Consider the following 22,353-nt stretch of genomic DNA (forward strand, 5'->3'; position numbering starts at 1 on the left):
CGCTTTGTTTCGTTCCAGTTTTCAGGGAATAATCAGACCCTTGCTATCCAAGTTGGAGATGCAAGGGTCTTTTGCATGTATAAGATTATGCAAAAAACTCGCCCTACTGGGCATAGCAGGACGAGTCGTTCTCATTTATTTTTAAATAGCCGGATGAACTGTGCTTGCGAAGAAGGAAAATGATGATCAGGCGCGGAATCAAAAGCCAGAGATGAACGAAGACCAGAAAGCCGAGGAGCGATGGCGAGAGCCACGGATAGAGGCATCCCAGCAGGACCAAGACGATCCACAGCACATGGAAATGGAGCCGGCGCACTTTGGTCATAGCGATATACGTTTCCGGCGCATAACCGAACCAAGGCAGCCTAGAGGACCAGCTCCAAGCTTGAGGAGCATGCTTCTCTTTCGTTCGAAGCAGGAGACGCAGCAGAAGCGTTTGGACGAGCGCTATACCGATCACGCCGGCCGGCACGCCAATCAACCCCGCCGGTAATGACACAAAAGAAATGGCAATAGCGGCCCCAATAAAAAGGCTAACGGTCAAAATCCAATAGACTTGAAACAAAATCGGCTTGTAATGTACCCGTTTGAGCAGCCGATAGGTATAGATGGTCGAATCTTTGGACAATGTTCGGTCTCTTGGCATAATAAGCCCCAATCCTCACTAGATGAACAAAATGAAAATTCACTACATATATCGGTAGGGTACAGGAAAATGTTGAGTTTGTCACGGGCTAACATGGATTTTCCACAAAAATATCGCGGAAAGGTTTGAGTTTTAAGAGAATTGGGCATACTGCTAGAAAAGAAGTAGAGGTGAATCGAACATGAGCGACGAGATGCACCACGATTTCACGCCATCCTGCATCATTTGCGGGCAAACCAAAGAAAACGGCATCCTAATCATATCCGAATTCATATGCGAGGATTGCGAGAATGAAATGGTCCACACGGAAGTCAATGATGCCAAGTACCCTTTTTTCATACACCAGATGAAGCAGATTTTATATAAAAAGAATGCTTGATTAGCAAGCGAATAGAAGCAAGCTCCGTTTTATCTCGGCTAGGGATGGAAGCGGGCTTTTTTGTTTGGTACAATACTGCTAAAATTGTTTTTGAAATGAGGAAACAAGGTGTCACAGCATAGAGCGCCGCTGTACGAAGCATTGGCGGCACACCGGGAATCGGGCGCGCTCAGCTTTCATGTGCCCGGCCATAAGTCGGAAGCGCAAGGATATGCCGAAGCGGAGTCGGATTATCGGCAGATCTTATTACTCGATAGAACGGAGATCGCCGGACTTGACGATCTTCATCATCCGGAAGAAGCGATTAAGGAAGCCCAAGCATTGGCTGCGGCGTGCTTTGGGGCGGACGAAACTTTTTTTCTGGTAAACGGGAGTACGGCGGGAAATTTGGCGATGATTTTGGCGACCTGCCGCCGCGGGGATCTGCTGCTGGTACAGCGGGATGCGCATAAATCCGTTATTCACGGAATGATGCTTGCGGGTGCGCAGGCGGTGTTTATTTCCCCGATGTGGGATCCGGAGAGCGGTCTGAGCATGGGAGTAGCTGCGGAAGATGTGGAGCAGGCGCTGGATCGCTATCCTGAGGCCAAGGGGCTGCTTGTGACCAATCCGAGCTATTACGGTGTTACAAGCGATCTGAAGGCGTTATCCGCCCTTCTGCATGGCCGGGGGAAGCTGCTGCTGGTGGATGAGGCGCACGGGGCTCATTTTGGTTTCCACCCTGATGTGCCTGTCTCGGCCTTAAGCTGCGGGGCGGATGCGGTTGTGCAGTCCACCCACAAAATGTTGACCGCGATGACGATGGGGGCGATGCTGCACGTGCAGGGGCCGCGAATTCACCGGAGCGCCGTTCGAAAGGCGCTGGCCATGGTGCAAAGCTCGAGCCCTTCTTATCCGATTATGGCGAGCCTGGACCTCAGCCGGCGGATGCTGCAGGAAGACGGCGGGGAACGGATAGAACGAGGTCTGTCGGTTGTTCGGAGGGTAATAACCTATTTGAGCGGACATCAGCGGTGGCATGCAAGAGCTTTGACGGAACGCATGGTTGAGGCCGGTTGTCGTCAGGACCCTTTTAAGGTGGCGTTGTACGATGCGTCAGGGCGTCTTGACGGTTTTGCGCTAAAGGAGCGTCTGGAGCAGCAGGGCTGTTATCCGGAGCTGTCGGACCCGACCTATGTTCTGCTTGCGTTCAGCTTGTCGAGCACGGAAGAAGCTGCGCAGCAGCTTATTGAAGCGCTGAGGCGGATAGACGAAGAAACATGGGACGAAGGAAGCGAGACGAAGCCGGGATCATGGGAGACCGAAGCCGCGGAGCAGCGGATATCCGAACCGGTAACGTTCAATTGGGAAGCTATCCACGAAGCGACGGAGACGAGGGTGATGGTCCCCGTAGCCGAATGCGCAGGCCGCCTCGCGGCCGAGATGATCGTGCCGTATCCTCCGGGCATTCCGGTTCTTTATCCGGGGGAGCGGATTACCGAACGGACGGCGGCGCATTTAACGCGGCTTGCTGCGTTGGGGTCGCGTTTTCACGGGCATGATGTGACCGCCTGCGGTACCGTCCCAGTGTTGGAAATGCGGTAATCACTTAGCGATAAAGGCGCTTGCATCAATAGCTTTAAATAGGCGGAGTTTTGTTCCCGCGGCATCAAGAGAAGAAGCTCGCTATAGAGCGGGGAAACGGATTGCAACCGCTATCCGAGTCACTACAGGACAGGAGACATGCATGTGAAACGAGGCTTTTTTATAACGGTAGAGGGCGGAGAGGGCGCAGGCAAAACGTCTGCGATCGATGCTATCCTAGAGCAAGTCAAGGCGCGGGGGCACGAGGTGTTATCCACGCGGGAGCCCGGGGGCATTCCGATTGCCGAGCAGATTCGCTCGGTCGTTCTCGACCGGAACAATACGGCGATGGATCCGCGTACGGAAGCGTTATTGTACGCGGCCGCGAGACGGCAGCATTTGGCGGAGAAAGTCATTCCTGCGCTGGAAGCCGGCAAGGTCGTCGTATGTGATCGTTTTATCGACAGCAGCTTGGCGTATCAAGGGTATGCGCGCGAGCTTGGCATGGACGAGGTGTTTGCTATTAACCGGTTTGCGATCGGCGATTGGATGCCGGATTTGACGGTGTTTATGGACGTTCGTCCGGAGATCGGGCTGGCCCGGATTCGCGCCGATCAGGGACGGGAAGTGAACCGCCTGGACCTGGAGTCGATGACGTTTCATAACAAAGTGCGGGAAGGTTATTTGCAGGTACTCCGCTGGTTTCCGGAGCGTGTCGTGCGGGTGGATGCGGAACGGGAGCTGGACAAGGTAATCGAGGATATTGGGCAAATGCTGAACCAAAAGCTCCCCAAGCGAGTATGATATAATAGATACAGTTCCTTCTACAGATGTTTATATATAAATGAAGGAATTTTTCAACCGCTTGTCTAATTATTTAAGGTAGGAAGACGGATAACATTCCTTTGGCAAAGGAGGCTGGATGCATGAAATTGGTTATCGCCGTTGTGCAGGATAAGGACAGCAACCGTTTGTCGAACGCGCTGATCAAAGAGGGCTTTCGCGCAACCAAGCTGGCGAGCACGGGAGGATTCTTACGCGCCGGAAACACGACGTTTATGATCGGTACGGAAGATGAGCGTGTTAACGAAGCGCTGCAAGTCATTAAAGCGAACTGCAAAATCAGAGAGCAAATGGTCACCCCGGTATCCCCGATGGGGGGAACGACGGATTCGTATATTCCTTTCCCTGTCGAAGTTCAAGTTGGCGGGGCGGCGGTATTCGTGCTTCCGGTCGAGCGGTTCGAACATTTCTAGAAACGAGGTCGAGCCGAGTGAAAATCAACCCGGGTTGGCGCCCTTTCGGCAATGAAGTGGTTCGCAGCGAGAATACGTCCTCCCAGCAGCTCCAAAAAATGTCGTTCTCCGATACGATGCAGCAGCATGAAGAAAGAGCAACCCGGGAGCAGCTTCAGCGCATCCTGCAGCAAATTGACCTGCAAGGTCAACGGCTGGCCAAATCGATGACGGTACGCGAGCTCCGGCAGTATAAGCTGCTTGTGAAGCAGTTTCTGGAGGAGACGGCGCGGCGGGGAGTTCAGCTTCGCGATACGCGGGGCTGGGACCGCAGGGGCCGGACGAAGCGGTACAAGCTGCTGGAGGAAATCGATGCCGAGCTGCTCGGCCTGGCGGACGAGCTGGTGGAAAGCGAACAGGGACGTATCGAGCTGCTGCAAAAAATCGGCGAAATTCGCGGAATGCTGATTAACTTGTTTTTTTAAAGCGAAGCAGCCGATCTGGAAAGGAAATGCAGACCGTCATGTCTTTTCAATCGATTACAGGGCAGGAGCGAGTCAAACGAATGCTGCAAAACAGCCTTCGGACTGACAAAGTTTCGCACGCGTATATATTTACGGGGGCGCCCGGGACCGGGCGGAGAGCCATGGCCCGGGCGTTCGCCCAAGCGATTTATTGCAAGGTGCTTCCGGACGATGCCTGCGGGGAATGCCTGGATTGCCGCAAGGTCGAGCATGGTAACCATCCTGACCTGCATTGGATCGTCCCGGATGGCGCTTCGATCAAAATCGATCAAATTCGGGAGCTTCAAAAGCAGTTTGCTTATCGCGCGTCGGCCTCTAACATCAAAATGTATATATTGGAGGATGCCGATAAGCTGACCGTGCAGGCGGCGAACAGCCTGCTGAAATTTTTGGAGGAACCGACCTCGCAGGTTGTCGCGGTTCTGATTACGGACAACGGACAAGCCCTGCTGCCGACGATCCGGTCGCGCTCCCAGTGGATTCCTTTTCTGCCAATGGGGCGAAGCAGCATGAAGGAGCTGCTTTTGCAGGAAGGACATCCGCCCGTCCTCGTTCAAGCGGCGGTGAATTTAGCCGCAGGACCGGAGGCGGCGCGCGAGCTGATTCAAGGAAATGGGTTTGCAGAACTCCGAAATTTGGTGATACAATTAGCAAGGGAGAGTTTGTCTCGATTGCCATCGGCGATGCTGACCGCTCAGCAGAAGCTGGCAAAGGGCGAGTTTTCCGAACAATTGCCGCGCTTCATGGATATGCTGATTTTGTGGCTCAAGGATATGGTGCAGCTCAAGCTCGGCAGCCGCGAAGAATTGATCTACACGGATCAACTGGACTGGATGTCGCAGCAAGCGTTGTCTTATTCGATGGAGCACTGGATCGCCTGCCTCGAGCAGGCGGTGGAGACGCAGAAACGATTGCGGTCCCATGCCAATCCCCAGCTCGCGCTGGAACATATATTAATGCGGCTCAAGGGGGTGTAAGATGTTCTCCGTGGTAGGTGTCCGCTTCAAGAAGGCGGGCAAGGTGTATTATTTCGATCCGAGCGATCTGCCGATTGATCAAGACAGTGCCGTCATTGTCGAAACGGCGCGCGGAGTCGAATACGGCCGGGTAGTCATAGGCCGAAGAACGGTAGGCGAATCGGATGTGGTGCTTCCGCTGAAGAAGGTCATCCGCATTGCGGACCAGCAGGATGCACAGCTTGTTGAGGATAACAAGCAAGCGGCCAAAAATGCGTTTGCTATTTGTCAGGACAAGATTAGGGATCACCAGCTGCGCATGAAGCTGGTAGACGTTGAGTATACATTTGACCGGAACAAAATCATTTTTTATTTTACGGCCGAAGGCCGGGTCGATTTCCGGGAGTTGGTCAAGGATTTGGCCAGCATTTTCCGGACGCGGATCGAACTTCGCCAAATCGGCGTACGGGACGAAGCCAAGATGCTTGGCGGCATCGGGCCTTGCGGACGTATCCTGTGCTGTTCTTCCTTTCTGGGCGATTTCGAGCCGGTTTCGATCAAAATGGCGAAGGACCAGAACCTGTCGCTCAATCCGACGAAAATTTCCGGATTGTGCGGACGATTAATGTGCTGCCTCAAATATGAGCATGATAATTACGAAAGCGCCAAGGACGATCTTCCCCGCGTAGGCAGCGAAGTGATTACCCCGTTCGGCAACGGACGCGTAGTATCGTTGAATGTCGGGGAGCGTACGGCGAAGGTGCAAATTTTCGATTTGAAAAAAGTGATGGATCTTCCTTTGGATGATGTAGTGGAGCAGCATTAAGCCAGTCGCTGCTGCTGCAGCTTGAGGTGAGAGAAAAGCGTGGATAAAAGGGATATATTCGTACAAATCGATCAAATGGAAGAACAGATGGGCACGCTGTATGCCGAGCTTGGCGAAATCAAACGGCAGATTATCGAGCTGCTGGAGGAGAATAAGCGGCTGGGCATCGAGAATCAGCAGCTGCGCAAGCTGCTGAAGAAAGATGCGGAACCGCTGCTGCCCATGCTTCAAGCCGCCGGCGCGAGCGTCCCTGTTTCGATGAAAGAAACGACCGGTGAAGGCTATGACAATTTGGCACGCATCTATCACGAAGGCTTTCACATTTGCAATGTCTATTATGGACATTTGCGTACGGAAGGCGACTGCTTGTTCTGCATGTCATTTTTGAATAAATAACGATGCGCCGTAGAGGAGAATGGCTCTTCTACGGTTTTTTTTGAAGAGTAAAGAAAGTTTAACTTATGGTACATCATAACTGGCAGAAAGAGGTATTGGCTTGGAACAAGTCCCGATTTATGAGCGCGAGCGAATCGACGATTTGCTTACGCACGATTTGAAAATTATTCAGAGCGACGAAGTCTTCAGCTTTTCGATGGATGCGGTGCTGATCGCGCGCTTTTGCTCAGTGTCGCCGAGAGGGCGGATCGTCGATCTGTGCTCCGGCAACGGTGTCATTCCGCTGCTGTTGACCACCCGGACGAAAGCGCACATTACAGGCGTGGAAATTCAAGAAAGGTTGGCGGATATGGCCCGGAGGAACGTGCAGCTGAACGGGCTGGAGGAGCGAATCGACATTCGGCACGGTGATTTGCGTCAATCTCCTGCCGAGCTGGGAAACGGGACCTTCGATTTGGTGACGGTCAATCCTCCGTATTTGCCTGTCCCGAACGGGGATCAGAATGTGAATGAGCACGTAGCTGCGGCCCGGCACGAGCTGTTCTGCACGCTGGACGATGTGGTTCGGGTGAGCAGCCGGCTGGTACGCAGCGGCGGCAAAGTCGCCATGGTGCATCGGCCGAGCCGCTTGGTCGATATTTGCTGCACGATGCGGCAATACCGGCTGGAGCCGAAACGAATCCGGTTCGTTCATCCCCGGGCGGATGCCGAAGCGAATATGGTGCTCATCGAAGCGCTTCGCGACGGAAAACCGGAGGTTCGCATGCTGCCGCCGCTGATTGTTTATAAGAATGAGACGGAATACACGGATGAGCTGATGGAAGTCTACTATGGCCGCCGCGCTGCGCTCGCCGATCCGTCCAATACATTATAGAAGGAATCGATGTCCGTGAACGTTCAAAAAAGCTACGCCAACGACGGCCGCCGTCAAGGCAGTCTTTATCTGGTAGGCACGCCGATCGGCAATCTGGAGGACATGACTTACCGTGCCGTTCGGGTGCTTGGCGAAGTGCAGTGGATTGCCGCCGAGGATACCCGGCAAACGCGCAAGCTGCTCACGCATTTCGACATTTCGACCCGGCTCGTTAGTTACCACGAGCACAATAAGCAAGCCAGCGGCCCCGAGCTGATCCGGCTCATGCAGGAAGGCGATTCCATCGCGCTCGTCAGCGACGCCGGCCTGCCTGCGATCTGCGATCCGGGCGCGGATCTGGTCCGCCTTGCTATCGAAGCGGATATCCCCGTGATCCCCATCCCCGGGGCGAACGCCGCGCTGTCCGGGCTCATCATGTCGGGACTGCCGACCGAGCGGTTCACCTTCGTCGGGTTTCTGCCGCGCGACAAAAAGCCCCTCGAGCGGGAGCTTGCTGCTTTGAAGCGCGAGCCCGGCACGGTGATCTGCTACGAGTCCCCGCACCGCCTGGTGAAGACGCTGACGGCTATGGCCGAAACGATCGGCGAGCACCGGGAAATCTGCCTGGTTCGCGAGCTGACCAAAAAATACGAGGAAGCCGTTCGCGGCACGATTCGCGAGTGCTTGGACCATCTGGACGAGCATCCGCCTCAAGGCGAGTATGTGCTGATCCTTCGCGGCATCAGTCCGGAGGAGGCGGAGGCATCGGGCGAAGCCGTGTGGTGGGCCTCTTTATCCCCAGCGGAGCATGTCGCCCGCTACGAGGCCGACGGCCTCGACCATAAAGAGGCTTTGCGCCGCGCCGCCCAAGACCGGGGTGTTCCGAAGCGCGAGCTGTACAACCTGCTTCACCAAGGCAGCTAAAAGGAAATAGTTTACAACGGCTGCGCCTCCTATATAATAGAAGAGACAAGATGTTAGGCCTAGGGCTAAATGGGGTAATAAGACTTATAAGTGTTGCGCGAATCGATGAGAAGGGAACGTCGGCGTCCTGAGAGCAGTTCAGTGTTCGTGCACGTTACAACGAACGGGGAAGTTTTATAAGATGGGGTTCATGATCGAATGATCAGTGTACTGTGTTGGTGAAAGTTGACGGAGCTTCTTCCGCTTGGGGTATCACGCTTGCAGTATCGCCGGTGGAATCCGGCTTATGCCATCGCTTGTAGTATCGTTCTTGTGGTCGTGCTGTCTTACGTTCTCAAAGTTAAGCAGCCCTTTTTGCGATGCTGCTTCAGCAGCGAGCTCTCCGGCGCACGAGCGGTCGAGTGCGTCCCGGCTCTGCCCGAACGAAAGCTGTCGAGGCTTGCCTCGATGCGGGCTATAGCAGGCATGGCCTACCAAGCGCCGGCGTGTGCGCATGCACCGCTTCGTAAGAGCGCCGCCGTGAAGCGTGTCTGCATGCCGGACCCGCAGGGTTCGCATGGAGACGGACGCGCTCCCTGCACTGAAGCCGCGTCGAAGTGCCTGCGGGGTCCAGGGGCTGCGGCCCCTGGGGTCCCCCTTAGGAAGGGGGATTTAGGGGGATGGAGCCCTCCTTAAAGAGATCAAAAAAAATCCCCGATTCGGACAACCACGAATCAGGGATATAGAGGAGATATGAAAAAGGTTAGAATTACCAAAGTTAATTGTGCTATCTCTATTATAACCTATTTTTTTTATTTTGTCACAGGTATTGGCATTTCAGATAAGCATTCATGGCAAACAATTTTTCCTTTGAAGTAGGAAACGTTCTCAGCGTTGCCGCAGAAGATACAGGCTGGCTCATATTTCTTCAGCATGATGCGCTCGCCGTCAACGTAAATTTCTAAAGCGTCTTTTTCACCAATGCCTAAGGTGCGGCGCAATTCGATCGGAATAACGACACGACCCAATTCATCTACTTTTCTAACAATACCGGTGGATTTCATCATAAAAAATTCCCCTCTCTAAGAAGTTACATAATGAAGTCTGGTGTCTCAAAAGATTAATCGTCATGTTTCGACATTTCTTTACACATATGATACCAACCATTCCCAAAATAGTCAACTAAAAAATATGAGTTTTCCTTGTTATTTTATGGTATACGAGGAGTGTTATGCAAAATTCAGTAAAAACAAACGGTCAAAAGCGAGAAAATCGTTGTTTTTTATAATACTCCCCGAACGAAGAAAGGGTTTATCACCAGATCATTGAAGTATAGATAAAAAAAGAAAACATAATAATGGAAGCTCGTATTCGACAAATTTCGACAAAATTTATCTTCTTTTTACGAGAGTATTGTCGAAAAAATAGCCGGAGCCGATAGGAGGATGTTCATGACCACTCCCCTTCAAGAAGAGAAAGTATTCAAGGATCCCGTGCACAAATACATCTATGTCCAAGACCAGACGATCTGGGACCTGATCAACACCAAGGAGTTTCAGCGTCTCAGACGAATTCGCCAGCTCGGCACCTGCTTTTTGACGTTTCACGGCGCGGAGCACAGCCGATTTTCCCACTCACTCGGGGTGTACGAGGTTACCCGCAAAATCATCTCGCAGTTCGAGCGCAACAAGTATGAGGACTGGCCGCGGGAGGAGCGGCTGCTGTGCCTCTGCGCTTCGCTGCTGCATGATGTCGGACACGGCCCGTTCTCTCATTCGATTGAGAAAACATTCGGAACCCACCACGAGGAATGGTCGTGCCGCATCGTTCTCGGAGATACGGAAGTGAACCGGGTACTGCGGCGCGTATCGCCTACATTTCCACAGCAGGTGGCCGGCGTGATCGCTAAAACGTACAATCAGGAAATCGTCGTCAGCCTCGTATCGAGCCAGCTCGATGCCGATCGGATGGATTATTTGCTGCGGGATGCCTATTTCACCGGCGTGAATTACGGCACATTCGATTTGGAACGCATCTTGCGCGTCATGCGCCCGTATCAGGGCCATATTGTTGTAAAAGAAAGCGGCATGCATGCGGTGGAGGATTACTTGATGTCCCGGTACCAAATGTATTGGCAGGTCTATTTTCACCCGGTGACCCGCAGCGCCGAGGTATTGCTTCACAACATTTTTCAAAGAGCGAAGCACCTTCATGAGGAAGGCTTTGCATTCCGCTTCTTATTACATCCGCTACCGAACCTGTTCCGGCAAAAAATGACGGTCCACGACCATTTTTTAATGGATGAGGCGTTTATGCAGACGGTGCTGATGCAATGGGCCTTCGAAGAGGACCCGGTGCTTTCCGACTTATGTACCCGTTTCTTGCAGCGGCGGCTGTTCAAATATGTGACGCTCGAGAAAATCGACGCCCGGCAAATCGAGCGGCTGCGGGATCAAATGCGCAGCTTCGGCATCGATCCGGACTACTACCTGGACATCGATTTTCCTTCCGATCTATCGTATGATGTGTACAGGCCGGGCGAACAGGATGAGAAGCTTCCTATTCTGCTGCTTGACTCGCGGGATACTTTGACGGAAATATCGCGGAAATCGGAAATTGTCCGCTCCATCAGCGGCATTCATATGGGAAAATACCATTTGTATTACCCGCGGGAGCTGCTTTTGAACCATGCTGACAAATTGGATAAAAATCTTCGAAAACTTCTCGACATTTAACCGTTATGGCCTGCTCTTACAACCAGATCATGATATAAGGAGAAAAACATGCTAATCGATACACACGCTCACTTGAATGCGCCGCAGTTCGATGAAGATCGACAGGAGGTCATCGAGCGCGCACGCGCAAGCGGAATAAGTCGAATCGTCAATGTCGGCTTTAACCGGGAGACGATCCCGAGCTCGATCGCTTTGGCGGAACAATACGATTTTATTTACTCGACTGTAGGCTGGCATCCGACCGATGCGAAGGACATGACGCCGGAGGATCTCGATTGGATCGAGTCGCTGTGCGGGCATGAGAAAGTTGTCGCTATTGGGGAAATCGGCTTGGATTATTACTGGGATACGTCTCCAAGAGACGTACAGGACCGCGTATTTCGTCAGCAGATTCAGCTTGCGCGAAAGGTCGGCCTGCCGATCGTCATCCATAACCGCGATGCGCATCATGACGTCGTGCAAACGCTTCGCGAGGAGAAAGCGGCCGAGGTTGGAGGGGTCATGCATTGCTACTCCGGCAGCTGGGAGACGGCCAAAATGTGCCTCGATATGAACTTTTATATTTCGTTCGGAGGTCCCGTCACGTTCAAGAATGCGAAACAGCCGAAGGAAGTGCTCGAGAAGGTGCCTCTCGACCGTTTATTGATCGAAACCGATGCGCCTTATCTGGCTCCTCATCCGTATCGGGGCAAGCGAAACGAGTCCTCGTATGTGCGCCTGGTCGCCGAGACGGCTGCCGAAATTAAAGGGATATCCTTGGAACAATTGGGTGAAATCACCACGGCGAACGCTATCCGGCTTTTTGGCTTAACGTGAATAAATACACAGATTCGGACAAGCCGATTTTCTTTCGAATCGAGATAATCGAAGAAAAATATATAAAAACATACGACTTGCGAAGAGAAAGATGGTTTTTGAGATCGATTTCGCTTGAATCGGCTGGAATCGATCCAAAACCATCCTTTTTTTCGAAGTTTGTATACTTTACAACTTTGGTCCTCCCATCGTACACTCAATAATAACTTCATAACGATTACCAAAATCCAACATCGCTGAGTTTCCGAAAGGGAAACGGGGGAACCGCATCGCGGCAGTTAAGGCGCAGCTTTGACCGCTGTGGTGTTTTTTTAGGGGTGAATCCTCATCGTGCATGTGAAACATGTACTGGGGTAGGGCGACTCTCAAGTCCGAATCCGTCAGCTAACCTCGTAAGCGTCCAGAGAGAGGTAACGATTGTCGTGAGCTTTTATTTCATTTTGGCCAAAATGAAAAAGTCACGGGAAGGTTCCTCTTCTCCGCTGACTTTTTTTGTGTTCTCCCGTCCATTGGGATATTAACCGGAGCCGGTTTAAACAACACAAGATGAAGGAGGTGGCCGCCGCAGGCAAGTAAGTTCTGATGGCAGCAGATACAATTGTTGGAATGGCAATCAAACCATTTTACCATAGTCGCGTCAGATTAAATCATGCATAACACTCGGATGGCGGGGCTTTAAGGAGGACCGAACAAGTGGGCGCTGTGAACCATGAGCAACCCCATGTAAGACGATCATCCAGCATGTCCTTCGCATTGCGATGGAAGCATGAAAACTTGCGTATGATATCGATTATTGCCCTCATTTCATTCGCTATGACTTTCATGTTCTTACTGATGTATCACGGTACGGCAACCAAGCGCGTATCAGTCGTTGTAGACGGACAGGAACGCACGTTCCAGACCCGGCAAGGGGTTCTACAACGCATACTGGATGAGCAAGGCATCGCTGTTGGAGAATACGACCGGGTGTCGCATTCCCTTCAAGCTTCGGTAAAATCCGGAGATCGCATTACGATCGACAAGGCAAAGCCGGTGCAATTGACAGCAGATGGAGAGACGAAAACCGTTTATACGACAGGGAAAACGGTGGAGACCGCACTGGCGGATTTGAAAATCACGCTCGGCGAGCTCGATAAGGTAACCCCCGCTTTGACGACGGAAATCACGGACAACGCGCCGATCAAAGTGGTTCGCGTAAAGAAAGAAATTGAAGAAGTGAAAGAACCGATCCCGTTCGAGACGGTAAAGAAGAACGAGCCGCAGCTGCTCAAGGGCAAGGAACAGGTTGTACAAGAAGGACAAGAGGGCGTTCTGCTCAAGAAAAAGGAAAAGCTGTTTGAGGACGGGGCACTCGTCGCCGAGAATGTCGTCGATCAACAGGTGCAAGCGCAAAGCATTAAGAAAATCGTAGCCGTCGGAACGAAAAATCCGGTCACTATTTTATCCGCTTCTTCGCCGAACGTCGACGAATTGACCAAAAACGGGGTTAAGTTCGCATACAAGCAAGTGATTAACAATGTGAAGCTTACAGCGTACTCGGCCGATGCCGACTCGACAGGAAAAAGCAGCGGGCATCCGCAGTACGGGGTAACTTCTTCAGGCACGAAAGTAATGGAAGGTCGCACAATTGCGGTAGACCCCAAAGTGATCCCGATGGGCTGGTGGGTATATATCGAAGGAATCGGCTTCCGCCGAGCGGAAGACACCGGCAGCGCGGTGAAAGGGAATGTGATCGACGTGTATTTCGACAGCAGCGACTACGCCAACCGTTTCGGTTCGAAGAAGGGCTACACGGTGTATGTCATCGGGCCGAAAAAGCCGTCGGTCGATTAAGGATACGCAATTAGGGCAGACTCATCATATATAGAACGGATGAAGAAGAGGTACGGCGATGTCCCTCTTCTTTTTCTCTTGTTTACGAAAGAAGGTACGACGAAAAGATATGATTAAGGAAATCATCGTTGTGGAAGGAAAAGACGATACCGTCGCCATTAAGCGGGCGGTGGAAGCGGAAACGATCGAAACGGGCGGCTCCGCGATTAATAAAGACATATTGAAAAGGATACGGCTTGCCCAGGAACGGCGCGGCGTCATCATATTCACAGACCCGGACCATGCCGGCGAGCGTATCCGCAAAATCATCGCCAAAGAAGTACCGGGCTGCAAGCATGCCTTCCTGACGCAAGAAGCCGCAACGAGCCGCGGAGACATCGGCGTCGAAAATGCCTCCGTCGAAGCGATCCGCGAGGCGCTGGCGAACGTGCGGACGGATGGGATGAGGGGCGAATCCGCCATCGCTTGGGAAGACCTGATCGAAGCGGGACTCATCGTCCACCCGGAAGCGGCTTCCAGACGGCTGGAAATGGGGAAACGGCTCGGGATCGGGTACTGCAACGGCAAACAGTTTTACAACCGCTGCCGGATGTTTCAAATTTCGCGGGAAGAGTTCGAGGCGGCCAGGCAGCATTTGGATAAAGAAGAGGGTGCAAGCTCATGACAGACCATTACGGACAACGGTCCGGACAAGCTGCCGAGGATATCGCTTCGCCGAAGCGGACCAAGGAGCTTATTCAGAAGTACGGCTTCACGCTCAAAAAAAGCTTGGGGCAAAACTTTTTGATCGATCAAAATATTTTAACCAAAATCGTAGCTGCCGCCGAGCTTGATTCGGGTAAAGGAGCCTTGGAAATCGGACCGGGGATTGGTGCGCTCACCCAGCAGCTTGCCAAGACGGCCGGCCGGGTCGTGGCGGTCGAAATCGACCAGCGGCTTCTGCCGATGCTGAAAGAAACGCTGGAGCCCTATCCTCACGTTTCCGTCGTCCACGGAGATGTGCTGAAAACCGATCTTCGCGAGCTGTTCGAGACTCATTTTCGCGACGTATCGAAGGTCAGCGTCGTGGCAAACCTGCCGTATTACGTAACGACCCCCATTGTGATGAAGCTGCTGGAAGAAAAGCTTCCGCTGGAGCATATCGTCGTGATGATCCAGAAAGAGGTAGCCGACCGGATGGCGGCGAAGCCCGGAGGCAAGGATTACGGAAGCCTCAGCATCGCCGTACAATATTATTGCGAGCCGGAAGTCGTCACCATCGTGCCCCACACCGTATTTATCCCGCAGCCGAACGTCGACTCCGCCGTTATTAAATTGAAGGTGCGCGAGCGTCCGCCGGTGGAAGTGGAGGATGAGAGCTTTTTCTTCGATGTCGTTCAAGCCAGCTTCGTGCAGCGCCGCAAAACGATTTATAACAACCTGGCTGCCAGATATTTTACGAAGGAGACGAAAGGCCAGTTGGAAGGAATTCTCCGAAATGCCGGCATTGAACCGTCACGCCGCGGGGAAACGCTGTCGATCGAGGAGTACAGCGTGCTCAGCCGGCATTTGGCCGCTGCGCTGAAGAGAAACGGCTAGCCGTTCCGGAAGACAGCGGGCGATTGTACCTGCACCAAATGCCCATATCCGCCATACGATAGTCGAGGAGGCGATGCAGCCATGAAGCAGGGAGACCTGGTCACTCGGAAGTCGTATGGCGGTGACGTTGTATTCAAAATTCATGAATTCCGGCAGCAGCAGGCCATATTGCGCGGGGTGGAGCTTCGCTTGCTGGCGGATGCCCCGATCCGGGATTTGGAGATGGCCCCGCAGATCGATCCCCTTGAGGCGTTAGGGGCGATGCGTCCCAAATGGCTGGAAGCAATGAGACGTTCTGGAGCCGGAGCTGCTCCGCAGGCGCAGTCGGACGGATGGCAAAGCACGGAGCCTGCCGAATCCTCGAAGCCGCGGCCGGCATACTTTGAATTGCCTGGAAGAGTACTGCATTTGGACGGCGACCCGAACTATTTGCGCAAATGCATGCTTCTCTATAATGAGCTCCGTGTTCCGGCGGACGGCTATTATGTGGCCGAGGCCAATATGGCCGATGCGCTTTACCGCCTGCTGCCCCAGCTGCAGCCGGATATTGTCGTCATTACCGGTCACGACGGCCTTCTGAAGCAGCGCTGGAGAACGTATGGAGATATTACCCAGCTCACCAGCTACAAAAACTCGCATAATTTCGTCAACGCCGTTCGTGTGGCCCGTCAGTTCGAAAAAAACCGCGATGTCCTGACGATCGTCGCAGGGGCGTGCCAGTCGCATTTTGAGGCATTGATGCAGGCCGGGGCCAATTATGCCAGTTCGCCGGCCCGCGTGTTGATTCACGCGCTTGATCCCCTGTGCATCGCGGCAAAGGTAGCTTTTACCCCGATTAAGGATACGGTGAATATCGTCGATGTCATCGGGTTGACACACAGCGGCTTGGAAGGGCTGGGCGGTATCGAATCCCGCGGGAGCTATCGGCGGGGCGTTCCCCGAATTGAATACGCGATTCGTAAATAAGCGCCGAAAGGTGCTTTTTATTTTGTCTGTTCAACCAATTATTTACAATTTTGTGAACGAGCCGCTCTCGTTTTTTTGGAATACCGCATCAAATTAAGGAAAAAATCCGTTGACAACCGCTTTGTATGGCTGATATAATATTCGGCTTAAATTGACATACTACTGTCGTTGCGTTATAATCGTTTAGGAAAGAGGTGGTAGTGGTCAATGGCAAAAAATGCGCTGTTGGAGATCAAACGTAGTTTGGAACCTCATGTCGGACAGAAGATTATGTTAAAAGCGAATGGTGGTCGCCGTAAGACAATCGAACGATCCGGTGTATTGGAGGAAACCTACCCTTCCGTTTTTATTGTCAAGCTGGATCAGGAGCAGCATGCATTCAAGCGTGTTTCTTACAGCTACGCAGACATCCTGACAGAATCCGTCGAAGTGACTGTGCATGGCGATGACGGTGAAGTACGGATTACGATACATCAATAAGTACATAACGGTTGGCCGTATAGACGGTCAGCCGTTTTTTATTGGATAGCAAGCTTCCCCTTTCCTTGGAAAAGACTGCAGACCGTATGATTCTGCTGCGTCAGGCGCATAATAGATCGTACGGAAACCATCATAGTTAATGAGGGGGGACGCGATATGGGACGCAGAAGTCGGGGTGTCATGTCGGAATCATTCAAATACGAGCTGGCTAAAGATTTAGGATTCTATGAGACGGTTCAGCGGGACGGCTGGGGCGGTATTCGTACGAAGGATGCGGGCAACATGGTCAAGCGCGCGATCCAGATCGCCGAGCAGGCTTTGGCGAACCAGCAATCGGCGGCTGCACCGGTACGCGAACAATTTCGCCCGGCGCCGGTTGTTTCTCAGCCCTACGTGCCTTACGGTCAACCGCCTTACGCCGGGCTGCCGCCTGCTTATGCGATTGCCCCAAATCCGGTTCAAACGGGCTACAGCTCCTTCGCGCCGTAACCCGGACCTTCGTTTCCGGAGAATCCTCAAGCTAGAGCGCCCATTATGGAGCTTTAGCTTTTTTTTGCAGCGCTTTTGGTATAGTATTAGGATGAACGGCATCATGCCTTCGATTAACGGGATGACAGACAGGTGCAAAGAAGGTGTCGACATGAAAGTGTTTGAGAAAGCGCCGGCAAAAATCAATTTGTCGCTGGATGTTTTACATAAGCGTGAAGACGGTTACCATGAGGTCGAAATGGTGATGACCATGGTCGATTTGGCGGACCGTATCGAGATGCAGGAGCTGCCCCGCGATACGATCATTATTTCCAGCCAAGCCGGGTATATCCCGCTCGACGAAAAGAACCTTGCCTTTCAGGCCGCCCGGCTCATTAAAGACCGGTACGACGTGAAGCAGGGCGTATATATTCATTTGGACAAAAAGATCCCTGTCGCCGCGGGCTTGGCCGGAGGGAGCAGCGATGCCGCGGCGACGCTGCGCGGCTTGAATCGGCTGTGGAGGCTCGGGATCGGAACGGACGAGCTGCAGAAGCTCGGAGCGGAGCTCGGTTCGGACGTGCCCTTTTGCGTGACGGGAGGGACGGCCATTGCACGCGGCCGGGGAGAGAAGCTAGAGCCGATCGAATCGCCGCCTCAATGCTGGGTCATTTTGGCCAAGCCTCCGATCAACGTGTCTACCTCGGAAATATACGGCAAGCTGAACGCCGCGGGAATCCGGAAGCATCCGTCAACGGAAAGGGTTCTTCGGGCGATTCGCGAGAAGCGGTTCGATCTTCTGTGCAGCGAGCTGGGCAACGTGCTGGAGGAAGTGACGTTGGACCTGTATCCCGAAGTGCGCCAGCTGAAGGAAGTCATGATCAAGCTGGGCGCGGAGGGCGTGCTGATGTCGGGCAGCGGTCCGACGGTGTTCGGGCTCGTATCCAAGGAAACGAAAATTCCGCGCATTTACAATGGGCTGAGGGGATTTTGCAAGGATGTGTTCGCTGTCCGCCTGCTTACGTAAAGGAGCCAATGAGTGTCACGTTTGTGTCATCATCTTTTGCATGGGCAGCTTGAATAAATACGTATAAAAATGGTATATTCACAATATATTATTCGGATTTATTGCTATTTATCCGACGTGTAGGGGGAACGCTCATGAAGAAATTAAAAAGAAGCGCAAGATTGGTCGAGATGACCCAATACTTGCTGATCCGCCCCCATACGCTGATTCCTTTGACGACATTCGCAGACCGATACAACTCCGCCAAATCGTCCATCAGCGAAGATTTGGCCATCATTAAAGAAGTGTTTGAAGAGGAAGGCCTTGGGGAGCTTCAGACGCTCGCTGGTGCAGCCGGCGGCGTCAAGTTCATACCGAAAGTATCGAAATCGCATTCATTGCAATTTATCACACAGTTGTGCCGCCAGTTGGAGCAGCCGGAACGCATCCTGCCGGGCGGGTATTTGTACATGTCCGATATTATGGGGCAGCCGATGATTTTGAATGAAGTCGGCAAAATGTTCGCTTCCGCCTTTTCGGGGAACGATATCGATGTAGTCATGACGGTGGAAACGAAAGGCATCCCGCTGGCCTACGCCACCGCTACCTATTTGAACCTGCCGGTCGTCATTGTGCGCCGCGACAATAAAGTGACGGAAGGATCCGCCGTCAGCATCAACTACGTATCCGGGTCGAACAAACGCATCCAGACGATGTCTTTGTCCAGAAGGGCGCTCAAGGAAGAAGCCAAGGTGCTGATCATCGACGATTTCATGCGGGTGGGCGGAACGATTCACGGCATGATGGACTTGCTGCAGGAGTTTAAGGCCACGGTCAAAGGCGTCGGCGTATTCGTCGAATCGGGCGAAGTCGAGGAGCATTTGGTCGAGGATTACGTCTCGCTCGCCAAGCTGTCGGCCGTCGACCCGAAGACGCGTCAGATTACGGCCGAGCCGGGCAATTATTTTCAAGAAGAGGTTTCTAATCTAATTGAGGAGTGACAAATGCATATGACATTAGAACGTATCTCCACGGACCGGGCGCCTGCCGCTATCGGTCCTTATTCACAAGCGATCAAATTCGGCAATCTGTTATTTACCTCCGGTCAAATTCCGCTTAATCCCGAAGGCCAGCTTGTCGAAGGCGGCATTGCCGAGCAGACGCATCAGGTCTTCCGCAATTTGAAAGCGGTATTGGAGGAAGCGGGGGCAACATTCGAGAGCGTCATCAAGGCTACGGTGTTTATCAAAGACATGAATCAGTTCGCCCAGGTGAATGAAATCTATGCAGAATACTTCGGAGACCACAAACCGGCGCGTTCAACTGTCGAAGTTGCACGACTGCCGAAGGACGTTTTTGTCGAAATCGAGCTTATTGCGGCGTTAAGTGTCGAATAATTTCAAATTTATAAAGTATTTATAAAATTGCTCAAAAACTTTAGAGATTTAGCAGGAATTTGCCCTAAAATGTGGAATTTATAGTTCATGTCTCCAAGATGGAAAAAGGTGGTGAATCAGAAGTGCAAATTACAGACGTCAGACTTCGCAGGGTGAACTCCGAGGGCAGAATGAAAGCCATTGCTTCCATTACCATCGATAACGAATTTGTAGTCCATGACATTCGTGTGATTGACGGTAACAACGGCATGTTCGTGGCCATGCCTAGCAAGCGGACCCCGGACGGAGAATTCAGAGATATCGCTCACCCGATTTCCTCTTCAACCCGCGAGAAAATTCAAGCGGCCGTGTTAGCGGAATATGAGCGTGCCGCAACGGAAGAGGAAGTTATTGAAGAAGGAGCTTAATATGATCTATGAAGAGGGCCAAAAGGCTCTCTTTTCTTTTATCCTGGGGCAGGATATATTGGGACTGGCGTTTCGCGGACAGAACCCGTATCATAAAAAGAAAACAACCATTGGATAAAAGGGGATGGACGAAACTTGAACATCATGGGGATCGTACTGGCTGCAGGTCAGGGGAAACGAATGAAATCGAAACTGTATAAAGTGCTGCACCCGGTATGCGGAAAACCGATGGTCGATCATGTGGTCACCGCATTGGAAAATATACAAGCTTCTCGTACAGTCGTTGTTGTCGGTCACGGAGCGGAAGCCGTTCGCGCGTATTTGGGCGATCGGGTCGAATATGCGCTTCAAGAGCAGCAGCTCGGGACAGGCCACGCCGTGCTTCAGGCCAAGGATCTGCTGGCCGCGGAGGACGGCTTGACGATTGTCATCTACGGAGATACGCCGCTGATTTCGGATAGCACCCTCGAAGGAATGATCAAGCTGCACCGGGAGAAGGGCGCGGCGGCCACGCTGCTGACGGCGGTTGTTGACGATCCTACCGGCTACGGACGGATCATCCGCGACGAGCGCGGGTACGTCACGCAGATCGTGGAGCAGAAGGACTGCAACGAGGCGCAGCGGCTGGTCAAGGAAACGAATGTCGGCACCTACTGCTTCGACAATCGGAAGCTGTTCGAAGCGCTGGCGCTTGTGAACAACGACAATGCGCAGAACGAATACTACATTACAGACGTGATCGGCATTCTGGTCGGCCAGGGGCAGATTGTGGAGGGCTACGTGCTGGAAGACGAGGCGGAGTCGTTCGGCGTCAACGACCGTCTGCAGCTGTCCGTGGCGGAGCAAACGATGCGCGAGCGGATTAACCGCCGCCACATGCTCGCCGGGGTGACGATCATCGATCCGGCAAACACGTATATTGAAGCGGATGTGCAGATCGGAGCGGATACGGTCCTGCTGCCCGGCACGGTGCTCCGGGGAAAAACGGCGATCGGCGAAGACTGCGTCATCGGACCGCAAGCGGATATCGCGGATAGCACGATCGGCAGCGGCGTCACGGTCAAGCACTCGGTGCTTCAGGAAGCGGTCGTCGGCGCCGGATCGTCCGTAGGACCATACGCATATTTGCGGCCGGGCGCGGACCTCGGTCAAAACGTAAAAATCGGCGATTTCGTCGAAATCAAAAATGCCAAGCTCGCGGATGACGTGAAAGTGTCGCATTTAAGCTACGTCGGCGATGCGGTCATTGGCCGGAACGTCAATTTCGGCTGCGGGGCGATTACCGTCAACTATGACGGATTCAACAAGCAGCTGACCGAAGTGGAGGATGATGCGTTTATCGGCAGCAACGTCAACCTCATCGCTCCGGTAAAAGTCGGCAAAGGAGCTTATGTCGTGGCCGGCTCCACCATTACGCACGAAGTAGGGGACGGCGACGTGGCGATTGCCCGGGAACGTCAGGTCAACAAGCCGGGCTACGCCGACAAACTTCGCACCAAATTTGCGGTGAAAAAGGCAAAAAAGTAAGAGCTTAGCGGCATAACGGAAGAGTAACTTGCCGCAAAATCAAATCGAGCGATGTTTCGAACCTCCTTCAATTGGGTAAAGTAGTAAGAAGCTAGGGCTTCGCCCAAATTGAAGGAGGTTTTCTTATGGCTACATCGCTCAAAGCGGAAGCTCGGACAGGCCGGACGAAAGGCGACCGCAATCGGCTGCGGGCCGAGGGAAAAGTCCCGGGCATCGTCTACGGAAAAAAAGTGACGCAGACGCCGATCGCCATCGACCAGAAGGAGCTGCTTGCGCTGCTGAAGACGAATCCGCATGCGGTTATCGACATGGACGTTCCGCAATTTGGCAAGCAGCCGGTCATGATCAACGAAGTGCAGCGGGATGCGCTGAGCCGCGAGCTGTTGCATGTCGATTTTCATCAAATCAATATGGACGAGCCGGTTCAGACGACGGTCCGGCTGGAATATATCGGAGATCCGGAGGGGGTTAAGGCCGGCGGGATTCTGCAAATCCAGCATCACGAAATCGAGATCCGCTGCCTGCCGCAGCATATCCCGGCCTCTATCGAAGTCGATGTCAGCGGCCTTGAGATCGGACAAAGCATGCTCGTATCCGAGCTCAAGCTGCCGGAAGGCGTCGAGGTGAAGACGGATGAGCACGAAGTGCTCGCCACGATCTTGACGCCGCAGAAAGAAGCCGAGCCGGAGGAGGAAGCTCCGGCCGCTCAAGGCGGGGAAGCCGCCGAGACCGCGGAGAAGGCCGAAGCATAACTTAGAAAAGAGCGTATCGGTTTGGATCGATGCGCTTTTTCTTTGTGTCCGCTTTTGCTGTCCCTGCCGCTTATCGCGAAATTGGCGCAGGACGTTTTTTTCGGTTA

The 22,353-nt window shown here is 52.9% G+C and carries 26 protein-coding genes, 1 pseudogene and 1 riboswitch; of the genes and pseudogenes, 24 read left to right on the forward strand and 3 right to left on the reverse strand.

Going from position 1 to position 22,353, the window contains the following annotated elements; all coding sequences use genetic code 11:
- Positions 1 to 103 precede the first annotated feature (103 nt).
- Positions 104 to 646: a hypothetical protein gene (locus PEH01S_RS28215; protein ID WP_127489465.1), complete on the reverse strand. Its 543-nt coding sequence runs from the start codon at positions 644 to 646 to the stop codon at positions 104 to 106.
- Between the two features lie 181 nt (positions 647 to 827).
- On the opposite strand from PEH01S_RS28215, the gene PEH01S_RS28220 reads away from it, so the two are divergent.
- The 10 genes from PEH01S_RS28220 to rsmI all read left to right on the forward strand — a co-directional run bounded on the left by PEH01S_RS28220 (position 828) and on the right by rsmI (position 8,302).
- Positions 828 to 1,025: a sigma factor G inhibitor Gin gene (locus PEH01S_RS28220; protein WP_127489467.1), complete on the forward strand. Its 198-nt coding sequence runs from the start codon at positions 828 to 830 to the stop codon at positions 1,023 to 1,025.
- 108 nt (positions 1,026 to 1,133) lie between these two features.
- A complete protein-coding gene (locus PEH01S_RS28225; protein ID WP_127489469.1) occupies positions 1,134 to 2,609 on the forward strand; it encodes an aminotransferase class I/II-fold pyridoxal phosphate-dependent enzyme in 1,476 nt (491 codons plus the stop codon).
- Between the two features lie 138 nt (positions 2,610 to 2,747).
- Positions 2,748 to 3,392 carry a dTMP kinase gene (gene tmk, locus PEH01S_RS28230; RefSeq protein ID WP_084159449.1) on the forward strand — a complete coding sequence of 215 codons (645 nt, stop codon included), beginning with the start codon at positions 2,748 to 2,750 and terminating at the stop codon, positions 3,390 to 3,392.
- Positions 3,393 to 3,514: 122 nt separating this feature from the next.
- Complete coding sequence (locus PEH01S_RS28235) at positions 3,515 to 3,844, forward strand: cyclic-di-AMP receptor (RefSeq protein WP_010501661.1); 330 nt, start codon at positions 3,515 to 3,517, stop codon at positions 3,842 to 3,844.
- A 17-nt stretch (positions 3,845 to 3,861) separates the two neighbouring features.
- Positions 3,862 to 4,308, forward strand: a complete 447-nt coding sequence (locus PEH01S_RS28240; protein WP_025846801.1) for a YaaR family protein — start codon at positions 3,862 to 3,864, stop codon at positions 4,306 to 4,308.
- A 38-nt stretch (positions 4,309 to 4,346) separates the two neighbouring features.
- On the forward strand, positions 4,347 to 5,324 hold the full coding sequence (gene holB / locus PEH01S_RS28245) for a DNA polymerase III subunit delta' (RefSeq protein WP_025846803.1): 978 nt from the start codon (positions 4,347 to 4,349) through the stop codon (positions 5,322 to 5,324).
- A 1-nt stretch (position 5,325) separates the two neighbouring features.
- Positions 5,326 to 6,129, forward strand: a complete 804-nt coding sequence (locus tag PEH01S_RS28250; protein ID WP_025846805.1) for a PSP1 domain-containing protein — start codon at positions 5,326 to 5,328, stop codon at positions 6,127 to 6,129.
- Positions 6,130 to 6,168: 39 nt separating this feature from the next.
- Positions 6,169 to 6,525: a DNA replication initiation control protein YabA gene (gene yabA / locus PEH01S_RS28255; RefSeq protein ID WP_025846806.1), complete on the forward strand. Its 357-nt coding sequence runs from the start codon at positions 6,169 to 6,171 to the stop codon at positions 6,523 to 6,525.
- Positions 6,526 to 6,625: 100 nt separating this feature from the next.
- Entirely contained in the window at positions 6,626 to 7,399 is a 774-nt protein-coding gene (locus PEH01S_RS28260; RefSeq protein ID WP_127489472.1) for a tRNA1(Val) (adenine(37)-N6)-methyltransferase, read from the forward strand.
- 9 nt (positions 7,400 to 7,408) lie between these two features.
- Positions 7,409 to 8,302 (forward strand): 16S rRNA (cytidine(1402)-2'-O)-methyltransferase, encoded by an 894-nt coding sequence (gene rsmI, locus PEH01S_RS28265; RefSeq protein ID WP_174807180.1) that lies wholly within the window; start codon positions 7,409 to 7,411, stop codon positions 8,300 to 8,302.
- Between the two features lie 252 nt (positions 8,303 to 8,554).
- On the opposite strand, the gene PEH01S_RS28270 is transcribed toward rsmI, so the two are convergent.
- Entirely contained in the window at positions 8,555 to 8,860 is a 306-nt protein-coding gene (locus tag PEH01S_RS28270; protein WP_127489476.1) for a hypothetical protein, read from the reverse strand.
- A 233-nt stretch (positions 8,861 to 9,093) separates the two neighbouring features.
- Positions 9,094 to 9,348 carry an AbrB/MazE/SpoVT family DNA-binding domain-containing protein gene (locus PEH01S_RS28275; RefSeq protein ID WP_010501678.1) on the reverse strand — a complete coding sequence of 85 codons (255 nt, stop codon included), beginning with the start codon at positions 9,346 to 9,348 and terminating at the stop codon, positions 9,094 to 9,096.
- A 384-nt stretch (positions 9,349 to 9,732) separates the two neighbouring features.
- Between PEH01S_RS28275 and PEH01S_RS28280 the strand changes: the two genes are divergently transcribed.
- From PEH01S_RS28280 to PEH01S_RS28345, 14 genes and pseudogenes are all read left to right on the forward strand, one after another.
- Entirely contained in the window at positions 9,733 to 11,016 is a 1,284-nt protein-coding gene (locus PEH01S_RS28280; protein WP_025846810.1) for an HD domain-containing protein, read from the forward strand.
- 48 nt (positions 11,017 to 11,064) lie between these two features.
- A complete protein-coding gene (locus PEH01S_RS28285) occupies positions 11,065 to 11,832 on the forward strand; it encodes a TatD family hydrolase (protein ID WP_025846812.1) in 768 nt (255 codons plus the stop codon).
- 224 nt (positions 11,833 to 12,056) lie between these two features.
- Positions 12,057 to 12,247, forward strand: a riboswitch (cyclic di-AMP (ydaO/yuaA leader).
- Between the two features lie 326 nt (positions 12,248 to 12,573).
- Complete coding sequence (locus PEH01S_RS28290) at positions 12,574 to 13,665, forward strand: 3D domain-containing protein (protein WP_174807181.1); 1,092 nt, start codon at positions 12,574 to 12,576, stop codon at positions 13,663 to 13,665.
- A gap of 109 nt (positions 13,666 to 13,774) precedes the next feature.
- Positions 13,775 to 14,329, forward strand: a complete 555-nt coding sequence (gene rnmV, locus PEH01S_RS28295) for a ribonuclease M5 (protein WP_127489480.1) — start codon at positions 13,775 to 13,777, stop codon at positions 14,327 to 14,329.
- On the forward strand, positions 14,326 to 15,243 hold the full coding sequence (rsmA, locus tag PEH01S_RS28300; RefSeq protein WP_127489482.1) for a 16S rRNA (adenine(1518)-N(6)/adenine(1519)-N(6))-dimethyltransferase RsmA: 918 nt from the start codon (positions 14,326 to 14,328) through the stop codon (positions 15,241 to 15,243). Before rnmV ends, rsmA begins: the two co-directional genes overlap by 4 nt.
- Positions 15,244 to 15,324: 81 nt before the next feature.
- On the forward strand, positions 15,325 to 16,209 hold the full coding sequence (yabG, locus tag PEH01S_RS28305; protein ID WP_127489484.1) for a sporulation peptidase YabG: 885 nt from the start codon (positions 15,325 to 15,327) through the stop codon (positions 16,207 to 16,209).
- 207 nt (positions 16,210 to 16,416) lie between these two features.
- Positions 16,417 to 16,689 (forward strand): biofilm formation stimulator Veg, encoded by a 273-nt coding sequence (gene veg / locus PEH01S_RS28310; protein ID WP_010501694.1) that lies wholly within the window; start codon positions 16,417 to 16,419, stop codon positions 16,687 to 16,689.
- Between the two features lie 156 nt (positions 16,690 to 16,845).
- Positions 16,846 to 17,019 (forward strand): annotated as a pseudogene (locus PEH01S_RS28315) (small, acid-soluble spore protein, alpha/beta type); the annotation flags it as partial.
- A 310-nt stretch (positions 17,020 to 17,329) separates the two neighbouring features.
- Positions 17,330 to 18,184 (forward strand): 4-(cytidine 5'-diphospho)-2-C-methyl-D-erythritol kinase, encoded by an 855-nt coding sequence (ispE, locus tag PEH01S_RS28320; RefSeq protein WP_127489486.1) that lies wholly within the window; start codon positions 17,330 to 17,332, stop codon positions 18,182 to 18,184.
- 134 nt (positions 18,185 to 18,318) lie between these two features.
- The gene (gene purR, locus PEH01S_RS28325) at positions 18,319 to 19,164 is read left to right on the forward strand and encodes a pur operon repressor (RefSeq protein WP_025846823.1); all 846 of its coding nucleotides are present in this window, start codon (positions 18,319 to 18,321) and stop codon (positions 19,162 to 19,164) included.
- Between the two features lie 9 nt (positions 19,165 to 19,173).
- A complete protein-coding gene (locus PEH01S_RS28330; protein ID WP_025846825.1) occupies positions 19,174 to 19,560 on the forward strand; it encodes a RidA family protein in 387 nt (128 codons plus the stop codon).
- Positions 19,561 to 19,682: 122 nt separating this feature from the next.
- Complete coding sequence (spoVG, locus tag PEH01S_RS28335; protein WP_010501706.1) at positions 19,683 to 19,967, forward strand: septation regulator SpoVG; 285 nt, start codon at positions 19,683 to 19,685, stop codon at positions 19,965 to 19,967.
- A 135-nt stretch (positions 19,968 to 20,102) separates the two neighbouring features.
- Positions 20,103 to 21,494, forward strand: coding sequence for a bifunctional UDP-N-acetylglucosamine diphosphorylase/glucosamine-1-phosphate N-acetyltransferase GlmU (glmU, locus tag PEH01S_RS28340; protein WP_127489488.1), 1,392 nt, complete (start codon positions 20,103 to 20,105; stop codon positions 21,492 to 21,494).
- Between the two features lie 125 nt (positions 21,495 to 21,619).
- Positions 21,620 to 22,246 carry a 50S ribosomal protein L25 gene (locus PEH01S_RS28345; protein WP_127489490.1) on the forward strand — a complete coding sequence of 209 codons (627 nt, stop codon included), beginning with the start codon at positions 21,620 to 21,622 and terminating at the stop codon, positions 22,244 to 22,246.
- Positions 22,247 to 22,353: the final 107 nt, after the last annotated feature.

The organism is Paenibacillus ehimensis NBRC 15659 (genome assembly GCF_004000785.1).
In the GTDB taxonomy this organism is placed as follows: Bacteria; Bacillota; Bacilli; order Paenibacillales; family NBRC-103111; genus Paenibacillus_G; species Paenibacillus_G ehimensis.